The organism is Alteromonas sp. BL110 (assembly GCF_003443615.1).
Classification (GTDB): domain Bacteria; phylum Pseudomonadota; class Gammaproteobacteria; order Enterobacterales; family Alteromonadaceae; genus Alteromonas.
Genome location: NZ_CP031967.1, coordinates 3,696,601 through 3,713,978, shown reverse-complemented (window position 1 = coordinate 3,713,978; position 17,378 = coordinate 3,696,601). Strand labels below are relative to the sequence as shown.

The 17,378-nt window shown below is 44.4% G+C and carries 14 protein-coding genes and 3 pseudogenes; 5 read left to right on the top strand and 12 right to left on the bottom strand.

The features are described 5' to 3' along the window. Positions 1-298 precede the first annotated feature (298 nt). Positions 299-2,912, top strand: a pseudogene (locus D1814_RS19820) (TonB-dependent receptor). Here the strand turns inward: D1814_RS19820 and D1814_RS16055 are convergent. From D1814_RS16055 to D1814_RS16045, 3 genes are all read right to left on the bottom strand, one after another. After that, a complete protein-coding gene (locus D1814_RS16055; protein ID WP_118494262.1) occupies positions 2,909-3,901 on the bottom strand; it encodes an XdhC family protein in 993 nt (330 codons plus the stop codon). The pseudogene D1814_RS19820 and the gene D1814_RS16055 overlap by 4 nt on opposite strands. A 26-nt stretch (positions 3,902-3,927) precedes the next feature. Continuing rightward, positions 3,928-4,596 (bottom strand): DsbA family oxidoreductase, encoded by a 669-nt coding sequence (locus D1814_RS16050; protein ID WP_118494259.1) that lies wholly within the window; start codon positions 4,594-4,596, stop codon positions 3,928-3,930. Positions 4,597-4,702: 106 nt separating this feature from the next. Further along, the gene (locus D1814_RS16045; RefSeq protein ID WP_118495416.1) at positions 4,703-5,491 is read right to left on the bottom strand and encodes an SGNH/GDSL hydrolase family protein; all 789 of its coding nucleotides are present in this window, start codon (positions 5,489-5,491) and stop codon (positions 4,703-4,705) included. A gap of 80 nt (positions 5,492-5,571) precedes the next feature. Between D1814_RS16045 and hemN the strand changes: the two genes are divergently transcribed. Continuing rightward, entirely contained in the window at positions 5,572-6,948 is a 1,377-nt protein-coding gene (gene hemN, locus D1814_RS16040; RefSeq protein WP_118494256.1) for an oxygen-independent coproporphyrinogen III oxidase, read from the top strand. A gap of 2 nt (positions 6,949-6,950) precedes the next feature. On the opposite strand, the gene D1814_RS16035 is transcribed toward hemN, so the two are convergent. From D1814_RS16035 to moaB, 7 genes are all read right to left on the bottom strand, one after another. Beyond that, a complete protein-coding gene (locus tag D1814_RS16035) occupies positions 6,951-8,162 on the bottom strand; it encodes an ATP-binding cassette domain-containing protein (protein WP_118494252.1) in 1,212 nt (403 codons plus the stop codon). A 1-nt stretch (position 8,163) separates the two neighbouring features. Next, on the bottom strand, positions 8,164-8,859 hold the full coding sequence (gene modB, locus D1814_RS16030) for a molybdate ABC transporter permease subunit (protein ID WP_118494249.1): 696 nt from the start codon (positions 8,857-8,859) through the stop codon (positions 8,164-8,166). A gap of 2 nt (positions 8,860-8,861) precedes the next feature. Further along, positions 8,862-10,058 (bottom strand): molybdate ABC transporter substrate-binding protein, encoded by a 1,197-nt coding sequence (modA, locus tag D1814_RS16025; RefSeq protein WP_118494246.1) that lies wholly within the window; start codon positions 10,056-10,058, stop codon positions 8,862-8,864. Beyond that, positions 10,058-10,531, bottom strand: coding sequence for a molybdenum cofactor biosynthesis protein MoaE (locus tag D1814_RS16020; RefSeq protein WP_118494243.1), 474 nt, complete (start codon positions 10,529-10,531; stop codon positions 10,058-10,060). The genes modA and D1814_RS16020 overlap by 1 nt, the downstream gene beginning before the upstream one ends. A gap of 2 nt (positions 10,532-10,533) precedes the next feature. Further along, positions 10,534-10,782 (bottom strand): MoaD/ThiS family protein, encoded by a 249-nt coding sequence (locus D1814_RS16015; RefSeq protein WP_118494240.1) that lies wholly within the window; start codon positions 10,780-10,782, stop codon positions 10,534-10,536. Positions 10,783-10,936: 154 nt separating this feature from the next. After that, positions 10,937-11,416 (bottom strand): cyclic pyranopterin monophosphate synthase MoaC, encoded by a 480-nt coding sequence (gene moaC / locus D1814_RS16010; protein ID WP_118494237.1) that lies wholly within the window; start codon positions 11,414-11,416, stop codon positions 10,937-10,939. After that, positions 11,413-11,919: a molybdenum cofactor biosynthesis protein B gene (moaB, locus tag D1814_RS16005; protein ID WP_118494234.1), complete on the bottom strand. Its 507-nt coding sequence runs from the start codon at positions 11,917-11,919 to the stop codon at positions 11,413-11,415. Before moaB ends, moaC begins: the two co-directional genes overlap by 4 nt. A gap of 124 nt (positions 11,920-12,043) precedes the next feature. Here moaB and D1814_RS16000 point away from each other — a divergent pair, with 124 nt between their 5' ends. The 3 genes and pseudogenes from D1814_RS16000 (at position 12,044) to D1814_RS15990 (ending at position 15,724) form a co-directional block, all read left to right on the top strand. Beyond that, positions 12,044-12,826, top strand: a complete 783-nt coding sequence (locus D1814_RS16000) for a HesA/MoeB/ThiF family protein (RefSeq protein WP_118494229.1) — start codon at positions 12,044-12,046, stop codon at positions 12,824-12,826. Positions 12,827-12,917: 91 nt separating this feature from the next. Then, positions 12,918-14,037: pseudogene (locus D1814_RS15995) on the top strand (succinylglutamate desuccinylase/aspartoacylase domain-containing protein). 454 nt (positions 14,038-14,491) lie between these two features. Continuing rightward, positions 14,492-15,724: pseudogene (locus D1814_RS15990) on the top strand (IS110 family transposase). 508 nt (positions 15,725-16,232) lie between these two features. On the opposite strand, the gene D1814_RS15980 reads toward D1814_RS15990, so the two are convergent. Both D1814_RS15980 and D1814_RS19740 read right to left on the bottom strand, forming a co-directional pair. Next, positions 16,233-16,694: a hypothetical protein gene (locus D1814_RS15980; RefSeq protein ID WP_118494226.1), complete on the bottom strand. Its 462-nt coding sequence runs from the start codon at positions 16,692-16,694 to the stop codon at positions 16,233-16,235. Positions 16,695-16,811: 117 nt separating this feature from the next. After that, complete coding sequence (locus D1814_RS19740) at positions 16,812-16,940, bottom strand: hypothetical protein (RefSeq protein WP_259462634.1); 129 nt, start codon at positions 16,938-16,940, stop codon at positions 16,812-16,814. Positions 16,941-17,378 lie beyond the last annotated feature (438 nt).

Sequence of the window (17,378 nt, the reverse complement as noted above, 5' to 3'; positions counted from 1 at the left end):
ATCACATACTAAGTAAAACGGCAGTATAAGTTTAATTAATATTTTGAATGAGTATGCATCATGTGAAACTATGCACCTGCCTTCTGTGCTCTTTTAGCAAATGTTTTGAACAAAACTTGACATATACGTTTCAATTGCGTGGAATGTGCTCGCTTTATTTGTCTACTTAACAGGCAATCAAGACGTCTTATTGGAGTAGAGACGACCGAATGTAAGGGACTGCGCGCACATGGACGCGACTTTGTCGTGATAAGTTTGGCTAGAGGCGTTTAGCTTCTGAACTATAATAAGACCTAAAATGAAGTCACTTACATACGCCTTGCCCTACCTTTCTGCAAATGTAAGAGCAACTATAAACCCTATCACTTACTGCATTTTAACTGCGCTTGTATTTTCTGCTAGCTCTGTTAACGCCCAAGCAAATATCTACGATGGCGAACGAATAAAACCTGCGAACAAGGCACTGGAACACATAGTAGTTCAAGCACAGAAAACGTCACAAAATCTGCAGGAGGTTCCCGTTGCTGTTACTGTACTTTCAGGGCAAGACTTGGTTGAAACCGTTAGTCGCGATATGTTCGATTTGCAAAACTACGTACCTGCTTTTGGTGCGTTTCAAAACCAAAGTGTGACTAATTCAGGCTTTTCTATTCGGGGTATAGGTACTTCTTCTCAAAACTTTGGCTTCGAGTCATCGGTAGGACTGTATGTTGACGGTGTTTACCGCTCCAGACAGAATGCATTAATTAGCGATCTTGTTGATATTGAATCTATAGAAGTGTTACGCGGGCCACAGGGCACCTTATTTGGTAAGAATACCGCTGCTGGCGCGATGACGTTAACTACGGTTGCACCTTCACATGACGAACGCGACGGGTTTGCCGAAGCCATTATTGGCAATGACGACTTGGTTCGCTTGAGTGCTGGATCGTCGTTTTCGCTTATCGAGGATATTCTCGCCATGCGAGTTTCCGGCTTTAGTTCACATGGCGACGGCTTCATCATCGATGAGGTTAGCGGGCAAAGCTTGAACAACCGTAACCGGTCTGCGGTAAAAGCGCAGCTACTTTACACACCAACAAAAAACGTCAGCGTAAGATTAATTGCCGATTACGGAGAGCTAGACGAACGGTGCTGCGGCGCACTGACGTTTCAAAATAATATTCAGGCCAATGACCTAGCGGGTAAATTCGGCACTGATGCAGTGTTACTTCAACCGCCATTCAACGCCACCATCTACGGGCGCGAGGACTTTTATAATTATAAGACATCATTGTCGCAGGCTCCCCTTTCAAAAATGGAAGATAAAGGAGTATCAATTCAGGTAGATGTAGCATTAAACAAAGCATGGAATTTTATAAGTATTAGCGCATATCGTGCGTTTGATAGCTTGGATACTGTTGATACTGACTTTTCTGATGTCGACCTGCTTACTGCGACAAACGATGCCAGACAGCAATCGTTCTCTCAAGAAGTCAGGCTGCATTACAGCAGTGATGACGTACGCGGCCCTAATAGGTGCTTATTACTACAGCCAAAACTTAGACTTAACCTTCGATACTACAACGCAAGGTGATTTTAGCGTATTTTTCAATGCCGCTGCGCCTGACCTGCTGCCGCTAGCTAACGCTATCAACGAATTTTCTGCAATTACATCCGGTTTTATTGCGCCTGCTGCAGCGCCAGCCCCGTCTGGAACCGCTTTTGTACACACGGCTAATCAAGAGCAAGACAGCATTGCTTTATTCTCTCAGTTCGATTGGCTGCTAAACCGTAATTTTACGCTTACCACTGGCTTACGCTATACCCGTGAAGAAAAATCTATTGACGGAGCTTATGACGAACGAGGCCCCGGTATTGATGGGCTAAGTCAAAACCCTGCGCAATGGCCTAATATCGGGCGTGCAGTACAAGGTTTACAAGACATTGCTGCAGCCTTGACTGTCGGCCAAGCACCGTCAGCTGAATCACTGAATGCCATCGCACCTTTTCAGCAGGCAGGCTGGGGGTACTTTTTCTTAGGCTCGGCAGCGGTTATGCCTCGCCCTGATTTAAACGAGCAGCTTGATGATTCCCAGCTGACAGGCACAGTAAAACTGGCTTATCACCCCAACAACAACACGTTAACCTACGCCAGCTTAGCCACTGGTTACAAAGCAGGCGGGACGAATACAGACAGGATCTTGCCTTCACTTAGCCCGCTGTTTGACGCTGAAAAATCACGAAGTGCTGAAATAGGCGTTAAACACGATTTCAAAGAACATGGTATTCGGGTAAATGCCGCTGCGCACTACACACAAATTAGCGACTTTCAAGCGACGACCTTTACCGGAACAGGTTTTAACTTGCAAAATGCGGGCGATATCATAGTTAAAGGCGTAGAACTTGAAGCCACATGGCTAGTAACAGAAAACACCGAATTACATGCCGTTGCCTCCCGCACACTAGCTAACTTTGATGAGTTTAAACGCGGTACCTGTTGGGTAGCGTACACGTGGCACACGGGCATTGACGACCCGGGCCGTGTGGAGCCTAATGACCCGTTCTGCTCAAGAGACGGAGACCGCGTAGGCTTCGAGCCTCAGAACTCACTATCTCTTATGCTGAATCACTACTTTGAAATTGGCAAATACCCTGCCTCTGCAAGTATTGATTACCAATACACGGGTGATGTATTTCTTGACGATGCCAACGACCCGTATAAATACTCAGACGATTTTTCACTGTTTAACGTCCGTGTAAGCTTCACTATTCCACAATGGGATAGCGAAATCATTGCATGGTCGCGCAACGTATTCGACGAAGAGTACGTTGCGCGAAGCGGGTTTGATGTGCCAGTGCAAACCGGTAAAATCATGGCTTACCCAGGCGCACCTAGAAGCTTTGGTGTTACCTTCAGAAAGTCTTTCTAACGGTTCAAATGCGCAGGTTTAGTATGAAACACCGCATGGCACTGTGCAATAACAGAAAGTGCTATGTGCTCTGGTAGTTCACCACCGATGTCAAAGCCAGCGGGGCTTGCGAAATACTGGGTAAAGTTGGTATCGCCAAGCCCAGCTAGATCCATTATTTCCTGCTTACGGTGCAGAGGACCAAGCATTGCTGTATAGGTTAATGACTGTTTGCTTAGTACCTGCAGCGCTTTTGCGTCAATTTCGCGGTGATGGGACATAAGCACCGCCGCTTGAATATTATGTTCGCCCATGTGAAGACGTAAGCCTTCCGTAGACGGGTCTTCAATTAAGTAATTCACTTCGGGAAAGTGTTCAAGTCTTGCTTGTGCTGGCCTTGGGTCCCAAAGGCTTACCAAATAGCCTTGCAAACTAGCAAGCTTGGTCATAAAGGTAGCGTCGTACCCTCCGCCAACAACAAGAAGGTGAATAGGCGGCAACATCAAAACCGACAGTGTACGCCTGCCGTCAATTGTCTCTAATATAGCCTTTCTAGGTTTAGCTGTATGGTCTTCTAATTCCGTGCATTCACCCAATGTACCGTCTACAGCGCAGCGCCAATCACACGCCTTCCCTTTTGATAAGACTTCGCTGACCACATCCAGTGATAAGTACTGATTGCTTTCATTGACTGGCACGAGTGCCAAATGCACTACACCGCCGCATCCAACACCTAGCTTGAAAGCAATATCTTCTTCATCTTCATCGTCATAAACCGCAGTACGGCTAACGCCGTCAGTCATTACGCGCTGGGCTTTTTTAACGATGTCACTTTCCAAGCAGCCGCCGCTTAAAATGCCAAGTTGGTGCCCGGCGTCACTAAACAGCATCATGGCGCCGGCTTTGCGATAGCATGAGCCTTCTGTTTTAAAAATAAACCCTAACACCCATTTGTGCTTGTTCTTAAGTGGAAGCCACTGCGCTAGCAATTGGTTAACGTGATTACTCATACTTACCTTAAACCTGTCTAACCTGCTTATTGCTGCGATGCTGCTTGGGAAATAAATGCAGCCAATGTTGCAGGCTCTTGCGCACCTGCTACGCCCTGATTGCCAATCACAAATGTAGGTACACTTTGAATTCCGCGCTGCATCCAAAGGGTCTCTTCTTCCCGCACTACTTGCGCGTATTTTTCACTTTTAATTACTGCTTCAGCTTCGGTTTTATCAAGGCCTACAGACTCTGCCAACTCTACTAGAACACCAAGATCGTTCACGTCTTTACCATCAGTGAAGTAGGCGTTAAACAAGCTGAGCTTCATTTCTTCTTCAAGGTCGTTTTGTGAAGCAAAGTGAATAAGCTGATGGGCTTTGAACGTATTCTGCATACGGGAGTCGTCAGTAAAATTGAATGCAAAACCCAACTCTTCACCTGCTTGTACAAGTCGCTCTCGGTTCTCCACACTTTGCTGCTCGCTAATGCCGTATTTTTCCATAATGTGCTCACGAAGGTTTTGTCCTTCTGCCGGCATATTAGGGTTTAACTCAAAAGGATGGAATTTGATATCTACTTCAATATTATCAAGAGTTTTTATCGCTTCTTGCAACCGCTGATACCCCACAATACACCATGGGCATACCACATCAGATACCATATTAACCGTTACTTTCTGTACACCCTGTGCACCTTGCTCACTTGCTGCCATAATAGGACTCGCTTTATTGAAGTCGTGAATTTATAAGGGCTTAGATAAGGTTACAAAAAGAAACTTCAACCCCATTTAGTGATTATTTCTTTGTCGCCCGTTGGTTTTACAACGTCTTTTCTGAACCGTTTATATCGGCCTGATGAATGGGCGTGAGTCTGTCTAAAGCTAAACGCGCCCACATCTCATAACCTTTAGAAGACGGATGAAAGCCATCTTCAGCCATTAAGCCACTTTGCTGTATGTCGACAACAGTCCCCCTTACGTTAAGCGCGGTGACATAGAGTATTTCTGCGTTAGAACATGCTGTTACGGATTTAACCAGAGCTTGGTTTAAAAGTAATGCTCGCCAGCCTAACAATGCCCGTAATGGCTGCGGAAGCGCAGGAAAGCAGTGGATTGGTGGAAGTGCTGTAAACACTATTCTTTCACAGCCAAATTTATCTATTAATAGCGCACTGATGGCATCAATATTTTGCTGCCACCGCTTTAGTGACACAAATTTAGTGACATCGTTAACACCTATAGAAATAAGCGCAGACGAGAAGTTTTCGGAGGGGAGATCTCGCAGAAGACTAAGCACATCTTCACTTTTAAACCCTGTTTTGGCATGTAGCGACACACGGGCTGGGCCGATTTGGCTAAGGCTTGCATACAATAAACCGGTTAGCGCGCTTTCTTGCGTTAAAGCGCCTACCCCAGCCGCTGCAGAATCACCCACCACCAGTAAATTAGTGGGTGGTAACGACGAACCTTGCACTGAAGTTAGTACACGCTCTCCTTCGGGTTCTGGCAGCACAGCAGTCTTTTTGCGCACCCACAGTGCTTGCATCAAAACAACAGGGAAAAGTAAGACAATAGCTAGGTTTAACGCCAAAACCTTGAAGTAGATCAAATCATATACCTTAGCAATCACATAAGCTTAAACCATAACGCTGAATTCGCGCCTATACATCTAAAGACAAGTGCAAACCTATGAATAACACTACCACTTTACAACAAAAAGCCGTATCGACTATTACCAAATATGCGCTTAATGCTCCTCGTTATACGTCTTATCCCACTGCACTTGAGTTTGAACAATTGCAAATTGACCCATTACCACAAGCATTAGCTAATTCTAAAGCACCTGATGTAAGCTTGTACGTGCATATCCCGTTTTGCAAGACGCTATGTTACTACTGTGGCTGCAACAAAATGGTGACGCGTCATAACGAAAAAGCGGACGAATATTTAGACTATCTAGAAAAAGAAATTTTGTCTAAACGTTATTTGACAGAAGGTAGGCGCGTGGTTTCCCTCCATTTAGGTGGCGGCTCCCCGAGTTTTCTAAGCAAGACTCAACATACCTATTTAATGTATCTGCTTAAGAAACATTTCACGTTTGAGGCAGGGGCTGAGCTATCTATTGAGTTAGATCCCAGAAATATAGATAAACGCTATCTTCAAAATTTAAAATGTTTAGGTTACACGCGCATCAGCTTTGGCTTGCAAGACACCGACTACAATGTACAGAAAACGATTAATCGCGTGCAAAGTACATCGCACATTGCCGACTTAGTGTTTGAAGCACGCTCGCTGGGTTTTGACTCAGTTAATTTGGATTTAATATACGGTTTACCAAACCAATCACTAGACACATTTTCTTCAACTATTGCCGCCACGAAAGCCATGATGCCAGACCGCATCTCGCTTTTTAGCTACGCCCACCTGCCCGAACGATTTGCCGCGCAGCGCAAATTTGCGGAAGAAACACTGCCAAGCAGTGAACAAAAAGCGTCGTTATACGACCTTGCCGTTAAAAGCTTTACGAGCATCGGTTATGAAATGATTGGCTTTGATCACTTTGCCCTAAGCAAAGATTCATTAGCCATTGCCAAAAATAAAGGTGTACTTCACCGAAACTTTCAAGGGTATACCTTACGTGGCGACGCTGATCTTGTAGGGTTCGGCGTATCAGCCATTAGCACTGTAGGTAATGCATTTGCGCAGAATGCTAAAGATCTAAAGGAATACTATAGCCGCTTAGACTATCACCTACCCTGCTCAAAGGTTGGGCTTTCACTCACGGTAGACGATCTTATACGCAAAGATGTGATTGCTAGCCTGATGTGCAATCTAGTGGTGGATAAACAAGCAATTGCTAGCAAACACCATATCAAATTCGATGAGTACTTTGCTTCAGCTTTAGATAATCTTGCAGAGATGAATCAAGATGGGCTTATTGAGATTACATCCAAGTATATTCGAGTGCCAGAATCGGCGCGAATTTATATACGTGCAATCTGTGCGCGATTCGACGCCTACTTGAATAACAGCGAAACACTGAGTAGCTACTCCAAGGCCATCTAAAATTATGGCAATTTGAAACGCGCAATTACTTGCATACCCTTTACAAGTTTAAGACGCTTAAGGGAAATATAGCTGATGCTGGCGTAGAGGTTCTGGGTGCTATCGAGTACATTGAGTGTTAGCAATACTTTGGCGCTTTTTGTAGTATCTCGCTCAGTTTGAGTGATATTTGCAGCGCCTTCTGAAGAGGTAAGTGGAAACGATACATACTCGATACTAGATATAACGCACGGCAACGCATTTAAAATACTACTTGTACTGGCAGTACCAAATTCAGTGAAGTTGGTATCGATACTTACATCACAGGATTTAACCGCAAACCGAACCGGAGTCTGCCCATCGCTTTGCTGAGGCAAATAAGACAAAGATTCTGTAGTAACGTATATCTCTTGCCTCGCTACCTCAACACGCTCAATTCCGTTTTCCGTCTGACACTGCTCGTTACCCTGTAAGGGCGGAATATTTTGACTTTGTTGCGCATCGCTACCGTTTTTAGAGCCAATAGCGGCATTTTGCGACTGATTGCTATCGAGAGCTTTCCTTGGTAATACAAGTTTAACCCCTTCAAGCACGCTAGAAGGCGTCGCAAGCCCGTCTTTCTCATAGGCTGTAGCCAAAACATCGCGCGTTTTTCCACAAAGCTCGACATGGCCTTTATCAATATAAATTAGTTCGTCACTAAATAAGGCAAGGTCGTCTAAATCGTGAGAAATAACAAAGCAGGTAAGCTGCCCTGTCACACATAGGTTATTTAAAAATTGATAAATTTTGCGGCGAGTGAAGATATCAATCGCGCTTAACGATTCATCTAGCAATAACACATTAGGGCCGTTTACCAAGGCTCTTGCGATCGCTATCCGCTGAGCTTCTCCACCCGAAAGTGCTTGAACCGGTTTGTCGATCAAATGCTCGCTGCAACATCCGCGCAAACTCTCCTCAATAGACAGAGCATTCGAGCTTGCGTGGCGCTGTGCTAAGGCCAAGTTGCCACGCACATCGGTGTGGGGAAATAGCATAGGCTGCTGAAACACGATACCGACTTTTTTATCAGCCCACGGCGTTTGCACTTTTGCGCTTTTCTCTACACCAGCTAGGGCGCGAAACAAGCTGCTTTTCCCCGCACCAGACGGACCTGTAACCCCAATAAATCGGCTATGGGGCTGAAGTGAAATTTTAGCGTCAATGCGATTAGGTAGTAGCGCTGATATTTGCACGTTAACGCGCCTCATCGCTAGAGGTGAGACCGTTAAAACGGTAGAGCGCCGCGAGCATCACGAATGAGAATATCAGTAGGGCCAGTGCAAGGTTGTGTGCGTTGTCATATTCGAGCGCTTCTACCTGTTCATATAGCGCAATAGACAGCACTTGAGTTTCTCCTGGAATATTGCCACCTATCATTAATACTACGCCAAACTCGCCTATGGTATGGGCAAAGCTTAAGCCTAGCGCTACCACAATAGGAGCTTTGCTCAAAGGCAGCACAATTTTGATAAAGGCTTCACTGGCTGAAAAACCCAGTGTTTTTGCCACATCTAGATAACGATTATCTAATTGCGAAAAGCCGCTATACAAGGGCTGTAAGGCAAAAGGAAGTGAGTAAATCACAGAGCCTAATACCAAACCTTCAAAGCTAAATGCTAAATTGCTCCCCGTTAGGCTTTGCCACCCCTGCCCCAATACACTTTGCGGCGAAAAAGCAATAAGCAGATAGAACCCCAGCACAGTTGGTGGTAACACTAAAGGCAATGCAAGCACAGACATAACCAAAGGCTTAGCTTTGCTCTGCCAGTTTGCTAAAAACCACGCTAGCGGCAATGCAAATAACAGCAACAAACCACTGGTTATAAAGGCCAGCTTTAAGGTAAGTAATATGGCCTCTAGTGACGATGCTCCAAAAAATTCTGTGAGCATACTTAGATACCAACGCCTGATGCTATGGTGGGTTCGTAACCCCATTCGATTAAACTATGCTGCACCCCTTGCGACATTAAATATTGAACAAACAGACTGGGTGATGACACACCATTAGCGTCTGCCAAATTAAATGCCCTGGTTGTTTCAACGTCGTCTTTGTGAGCGGGCTCGTTAACTGGCGCTATCGCATTTTTGATCGGACGTGGTTCGAACAGATTCGGTAATAGTGAAGCTGCTGTTTTACTGTTAACCACCAACGACTGAACAATGGGTTGATACAAGGTTTCTGGTACTGGAACGATAACAGTGGTGGAATCAGCAATCTTGGTGTTACCGGTAGTTGCAAAATTTGAAGGTAAATCTAAAGCTAATGAGTAGGCAACGAACGCGCCTTTCACGCTGCCGGTAGTATAAAACTGCAAAGTTTGTAGCACGTTTTTACCCATTACTCGGTGAGGTAAAAACTGTTGCCATAGAGACAAGTTTTGCAGCGCCTGCTGAGCCGCGTCACCATAGGGCGCCAATTTAGGGTTCGCGATAGCTACCTTGTTTTGTGGGTTTTCCATTAATTGAACAAGCTGCTTAGACAAGCAATCGGTAAGCTGAACGTTTAGTTGTGCAGCTGTGTCTTCCGTAGATGAGCCCGCGATTTCTTTGCAATTTCTTTCGCTAGATGCCTCGTGCGATGCTTCACTTGATAAGTCGCCAGTATAGACAAACGCCAGCTTGCCTTTAGCGTAGTCCACCAGATTGCCGTGGTGAACTACGTTGTTATCAACCAAGGCTTGCGGCCTTGCGCGATCTGCAGATAAAAACACGTCGAAGCTAGCACCATGCTGAATTTGCGCATACAAAGTACCGCTAGAAGATACGGTTACCGCTACCTCTATACCGGTAAGCTCGGTAAACTGCTTAGCGATACTTTTTAGTGGCTTTGCGAAGTTTGCCGCAACAGCCACGTTGATTTTTTCGTCGCGCTTGAAAACAACTGAACCGCTTTGCTCACCGACATCGCTGTCGCTACTTTCACTAGTAAAAGCATTTACTGGCTCAAAGCCGGTTGCATGCACTGCAGAACTGGAAAAAGCCATAACGCCTGGGGCTACACTTGGGCTTGCGCTTGCACTAACACTTACCAAAATAAGCATGGCCAAGTTAACAAAGCTTGAAAGTCGCATTGCTAAAGAAAAAAACATTACTTTTTATGCATCCACTTAAGTGCCGCTTTATCGTCAGACGCTTTTGCCGCAACCCACTCAGATTTATCGCCCTTGAACTCTTTCTTCCAAAGGGGAACAGATTGCTTAAGCATGTCCATCAAATAGCTGGCCGCGTCAAATGCGGCTTGTCGATGGGGAGCGGCAGCACCTACCCATACAATTTGTTCGTTATTGTATATGCGCCCTACTCTGTGCAGAGCGCCAGCACTATTAAGTTCGAAACGATCTACAGCTTGCCCAAGTAGCAGCATTAATGCCTTTTCGGTCATACCGGGATAGTGTTCTAATTCGATACCATCTATATCGCCAGAATTATTATAATCTCGCACTAAGCCAGTGAAGGTAACGATAGCACCCGTGTTGCCTCGGGCTTTTTCATCTGCCGACTGTTTTAGCCTAGCGTAAAGCTCGCCCTGGTCGAAATCTTCAACTTGAACTAGCGCAAACATAACTAGCCCCCTGTCACAGGTGGAAATAGCGCCAGCTCATCGCCGTTGCTGAGTACGGTTTGCAGGTCGCAGAGTTCTTGATTGCAGGCAGTGAGCACACTGCCTTCTAGGGCTAATGCCCACTTGTCACTGCGCGTCTTAAGCTGAGATATTACGGCTTCAATCGTGCTGTTGTCGCTTACATTGAGCGCGATATTGTCCTCTCCCGTAATCTCTCTGGTTTGTGCGAATGTTTTTACCGTTACCTGCATGCTTTGCCTGTTATGTACTTTGTTAAGGTCGCTTTGTGCGCGCTGATTGATCTTTTTAAGCCTCGAAAATGCATTGCGCCTAAAGTGCGTGGCTTTTCGAGTGCGTGTACGCTTTATGCACGTTACTTTTTTAGTTCACTGGCCTTTATAAAAACTAGGTATCAGACTGCCAGTGGCCAGTCTTACCGCCTTTTTTCTCAAGTACTCGTATCCCTTCCATATGCATAGCTGGGTCGATGGCTTTACACATATCAAATAAGGTTAGCAGCGCCACATTAACACCCGTGAGTGCTTCCATTTCAACACCGGTTTTACCGCTTAGCTTGCAATAGCAGGTGGCTTTAATTCGGTTTTGTTCAGCTTGAATGTCAAAATTAATATCCACCTTCGACAATGCCAATGGGTGACAAAGAGGAATAAGATCGGCGCAGCGTTTCGCCCCTTGAATACCCGCTACTCGGGCAACAGCGAATACATCGCCTTTTGCAATTTTTGCTTCTGAGATTTGGCGAATTACGTCTTCGCTTACGTACAAGAACCCTTCTGCTGTGGCTTCTCGCTTGGTAACGTCTTTGTCGCTAACGTCTACCATATTGGCTTCGCCGCCAGCATTTAAATGACTAAATGTACTCATGCTTCCACCAAATGCTTTACGAAGTTACACGGTCTGAAGTCGGCATCTAGCTGGCTAGAGATAATCTTTTCCCACGCTGTGCGACACGCCCCTGTTGAGCCTGGCAGACAAAAAACAACCGTATTATTGGCAAAGCCCGCTACCGCGCGAGACTGAATCGTAGACGTACCAATCTCTTCATAGCTAATTTGGCGGAATAACTCACCAAAGCCGTTCACTTCTTTGTCGAACAATACGCTGATGGCCTCTGGCGTTGAATCGCGATGCGTAAAGCCCGTACCACCGGTAATTAATACCGCGTGAATGTTTTTGTCGGCAATCCACTTCGACACCACCGCGCGCTGCTGATAAATATCGTCTTTTACCAAATCGCGATCGTAAAGCTTATGGCCAACCGAAGTCAGTGCCTCTTTCAGGTAATCTCCCGACTTGTCGTTTTCAAGAGTGCGCGTATCGGAAATAGTAAGAACGGCTATATTAAGGGGTTGGCTGACAACTGACATATGAAATCCTAATTTGATATGCGACATTTTGGCGGTTTTTGATAAAGTACCAGCCAAAATACTATTTGGTAATCACTTTATAAGGGTGCATGCCATGAATTCAACAACTAAGTTGGCATAAACTATGTCTGAAAGCCTAACTAATCAGCAGGCTATGCGTTATAACCGCCATATTGTGCTTCCTAAAGTGGACCTAGACGGTCAAGAAGCGCTGCTAAACGCCAATATTTGTATCATTGGTATTGGTGGGCTTGGCACCGCGGCCGCCACTAGCCTTTGCGCCAGTGGCGTGGGCTCTCTTACCCTTATTGACCACGATACAGTCGAGGCAACTAACCTTCCAAGGCAAACCTTGTTTTGCGAGAAAGATGTAGGCACAAATAAAGTAGAGGCGGCTAAAGCGCGGCTTACTGCAATAAACAGCGACTGCGACATTACCGTGATGGCAGAACCGTTTTCGGCGCCCGGCAGCACTAAGGGCACTAGTCAGCTGTCACCAGCTTTAAGACAGGCCATAGAAGGCGCTGATGTTGTGCTAGATTGCACCGACAATACAGACTCAAGAGATTTAATAAATCTATTGTGTTTTAAACTAAATACCCCGCTGGTGTCGGGCGCAGCCATTCGCTTTGAAGGCCAGCTTTTTGTAGCTATACCCGGTGAAAGCCGTTGCTATGCATGCTTGCGCAAGCTATTTGAATCACCCGATTTAAGCTGTGTTGAGGCAGGTATATTCTCACCAGTAGTAAATATTGTTGGTACTTACCAAGCCATGTTAGCTATGCAAGTATTGATGGATTTCGATAATATTCCTAAAAACACGTTAATGACGTTTGATGCTTTGTCGCACGAATGGCGAAACTGGAAGCTACCTAAAGGCGTGAACTGCGAGCTATGTGCTTGCTAACTATACGTACTTTCGCAGCACGAATAATAAAAGCTGTGTTGAAAAGCAGCATCTTTAAACAAAGAACAAGACAGAAAATAGGTTGATTTAAATGACAACCCTAGTAGTAAAAAAACACATGGTAGTGGCGCAAAACGCGTCTGGCCGTAACATGAACGTGCCAATTTATCGAATGAAGGGCGCGCGCCCTGGCCCCACCGTGTATATTCAAAGCTCTATTCACGGCGCAGAAGTGCAAGGCAACGTGGTTATTTACCATCTTATACAGCGCTTAAAAGACATGGATATTTGCGGCGAAATTATCCTAGTACCCAACTGTAATCCCATTGGAACTAACATTAAAGCTGGTGAGTACACATTAGGGCCGGTTCGATCCTGTGAACGGCACAAACTGGAACCGCGGCTATTTCTTCGATAAAGAAGCGGTTAAGCATTTCGCCAAAACGGTCACCCGCGAAGAGTCTATTGAAGGCATAAAACAACGTTTTCGTGCGCATCTTTCCAATGCTATCGACAACAAACTGGCCGAACCCTGGGGTTTAGGCTTGGCGCAGCAGCTAAACCTGAAACTACAACAAATGGCGGTAAACGCCGACTTTGTTCTAGATCTTCACAACGGCCCGGTGTCTACCCGTCACGTTTATATTCCCGAGTATGCCAAAGACAGCGCCAAGCTGTTTAACATCCCCCATTGTATTTTTATTCCAAACGTATTTGCGGGGGCGTTAGACGAAGCGACATTCTGCCCATGGTGGACACTGCAAGAAAGCATAAAAAGTAATTTAGAGCGCGAGATTAGCTTTAATGTGGAAGCTTTCACGCTAGAAATGGGTAGCCAAGAAGTGATCGACTTTAACGAAGGCAAAATAGACGCCACCAGCATTCTTAGCTACCTAAACGCTAAAGGTGTATTGCACGAATGCGATATTAAACCGAAAGCAATGCAGCGTTTAGGCGTGTATTTAAAAGACTATAAAACCCTGTATACTAACTGGGGCGGCATGGTGGAGTACATGGCGAAACCAGGCCAAACCGTCAAAAAAGGCGAACCGCTAGCGCAAATTTTAAATATCGACGACCTAGATACCGACAACGGCAGCAGGACGCTAGAAGCCCCTTGCGATTTAATTCCTATCCTGCACTTCCCTTCTGCTTCGGTATTAAGTGGAACGCAGTTGTATAAAGTGTTTACTAATTACAAGGAGTTGTAAGTTTTTATATGCAAGTTGATGGAGTAAAAATTTATTACGACATAGTTGATTAGGGTATGTAAAAACGTCTCCCGCAAGCTACTGGTTTATTCTTTGAATTACGTCCTGCCGTTCAATTATCTGGAATTAAAAGGCAAGAGGGCACATCGCTCAAAGACAGTTCGATGGCTGTAATGAGCGTTTAGCGGACGTTGGATATTTCTAACTCGCGAGACCGCTTCAGACAAACTATAGTCACTCGCATCCTATAAACGATAATGTAGTTTTTTAGGATATGTGCTCAGTTCATACGAATCTCAGACAACAACACTCGATGTTTACCGCTTTTTTTTCGATGTTCTGAGTGCGCTTAGTCTTAAACGAATACTCAGGGGTTGCTTTAAGAATAGCCGCTATATTTTCTTCGAAAGACTGAGCTGACATATCCAACACGTTAACTGTTGGGAGAGTAACTATGTCTAGAACAAATGATTTTAGCGTTCTTATTGGATTAGATTGGGCTTCGTCCAAGCATGATGTTTGCATCCAGTATGCTGATGGTACAAGGGAGTTAGCTGTTGTAAAACACTCGGCTGAAGCTATTGAACAGTGGATTACGGAGCTGCATCAACAGCACCCAGGACAAATTGCTATTGCGCTTGAGCTGCCAAAAGGGCCAATCGTCTATGCCTTGCAAAAGTATTCTTTTGTCACCTTATTCCCAATTAATCCGACGATGCTGTGCCGATATCGTAGAGCGTTATCACCGAGTGGAGCTAAGGATGATCCAACTGACGCGTCAATCGCACTTGAGTTGTTAGTTCGCTATCCAGATAAAATAACTCCACTTAAAATGGCTGACGATAAAATCAGAAAACTAGCCTTTTTGGTGGAGGAACGTCGTCGATTAGTGGATGAAAAGAAACGGTATGTAAATCGGCTTATCAATGCGCTTAAGCAATATTACCCGCAACCTCTCGAGTGGTTCACGCATAGAGATTCGCAGTTATTCGTCGAATTCATTACTCGATGGCCGTCGCTGGATAGAATTAAACGCGCAAAACCCGACACAATCTCTCGCTTCCTTACCTCTCGCGGTAGTTTTGCCAAATTAGTATCACCTCGTTTAGAGGCGATAAAAAGTGCGACACCGTTGACTTACGATAGTGTTGTCATCGAATCAAACAAACTGCTTGCGATAACACTGGCTAATCAGATACTTCCCATTGTCACAGCGATTAAAACATTCGAGCAAGAAATAGAAGCCATCTACCACGAAATGCCAGACGCCGCATTGTATGAATCTTTACCTGGTGTTGGAAAATGTCTTGGTCCGAGATTATTGGTTGCATTTGGAGAAGACAGAAACCGATTTGGAAGTGCTCAAGAAGTACAAAAATATGCAGGCATTGCGCCTGTAACTGAGCGCAGCGGAAAAACCGCTTGGGTCCACTGGCGATGGGGTTGCTCGAAATTTATTCGTCAAACGTTTACTGAATGGTCAGCAAAATCCGTTCTATACTCTTATTAGGCGCAGCTTTACTATGAGCAGCAAAAGAAAAAAGGAAACTCTCATCATCAAGCAGTGCGCTCACTTGCATTCAAATGGATAAGAATTTTATACCGCTGTTGGAAAACTAATACTCCGTACAATGAAACGCAGTATTTGAAGGTTTTAAAGGAAAGGAATTCGCCTTTGCTTGGATAAATATGGTTGACGAGTGGCTCAGGGCATTAAGCAGACGTTCACCTATCGCTATAAGGTATGAAAACGTTTATGCTGCTATTTCATTTAAGCACTTGATAAATTTGATTTTACTACTGGCAACGCAACCATTATCTTCATAGCCCGATATGTAATAGCCATTTGAGATTAGCAATTGTAACATTGCTCGATATCGGTTCATCGACTTTACACTGATGGTACTATAACCATGATTAAACGCCCATGATTCTTGCTTCTCACGAAGCTTAGTGGCCACACCTTTTTTAAGAATAAGATCTATTCATTCAGATAAAGAGTTATGAAGGTCAGTTGTACGTACTTTTAAGCCCCACAGTGTTAAAGGCTTCTTGAGACAAACAACGGACATTCACGCCTTAGGATTAATACTTCCTATTTGCGCCGGAAACAGTTATTAAAGCTTAGCGGCTTAGAACAACTAAGATTGAAAAAGCAGACGTTTGGTCAAACTCTCTTCAGAGACAACAACACCTTAATACATAGATACGTCTGTGACCTTGCATTCTGCTTCAGATATTTTCACACTATTAACTTCGTCGTACAGCCCAAAAACAAAGTCAAAATCAAACGTTCTTCTTGAGCTATCGTGAGCATACAGAGTATGAGAGTATCGTTCTGATTCACTCTCATTATCCGTGGAGTATGTGTTTTTTCCGATATACTCTATTTCGACTTCACAATTTACAGTGGCATCTATATAAGCACTGCCAGAATAATCCGTTTCGACTTTGTAAGACAGTTCAACTTCACAGCTATCGTAATAATTACCTGAATAATTTTCATCACAATCTAGATCACCATCTAAAATCGAAACACAAACTTCAGCGCCAGTTTTATATTCTGTTTCACAATGACCAAGCGCCTTTTGTCGTTTCTCGTATGCTGCAATCTTACGTTTTAATTCCACTTCTTTAGCAAGTTCGGCTTCGGTCATTATTATACAGGTATTCCCCACAGCTTTATAACCGCTATTGCATGACCAACCTTTAGCGGTGTAATCATTGATACGTGCATTCTGCGGTACGTTTATCTTTTTGCATTGATTAGCATGTTATTTATAACCGCTATTGCACGACCAACCTTCATCAGTAAATTCGTTGTGTCTCGCGTTTTTTGGAATGTTTTGCGAAAAGGCATTGCTTGCCAACAATAGTGAAATAGTAATAATGATGTAATTCATATACTTCAATCCTTGTAAGAGCAATCCTATAGAAATAATTTAAATGAGTGTCTGTTTTGCAGCATCTCACCATATTTGTGTCTTTCACTCTAGGTCTCTTTATCGCTCATCGCAAAACCTTAGCTTTCTTATCGCCAACTTCCGATTTACGTACGGAACTGCCAATCAACGATCGCTGATTGAGATCGTAATACAAAACACAGACGCACTGCGATTTTACTAAAGCTATAGTTTGAATTTAATTATGCGACGGCGACGAAATAGACCTGAATACATTTTGTATGTATATAAAGAACACATAGACTGAAGATAATGCACAGTAACTTCACTACTCGGTAATATCTTTGTATGCAAACACTTCATCAACAAGTCGACCAACTTCGGGACAGCTAAAGCTCATGGTAATTCTTAATGTCTATTTCGGATGTTCAAATATCT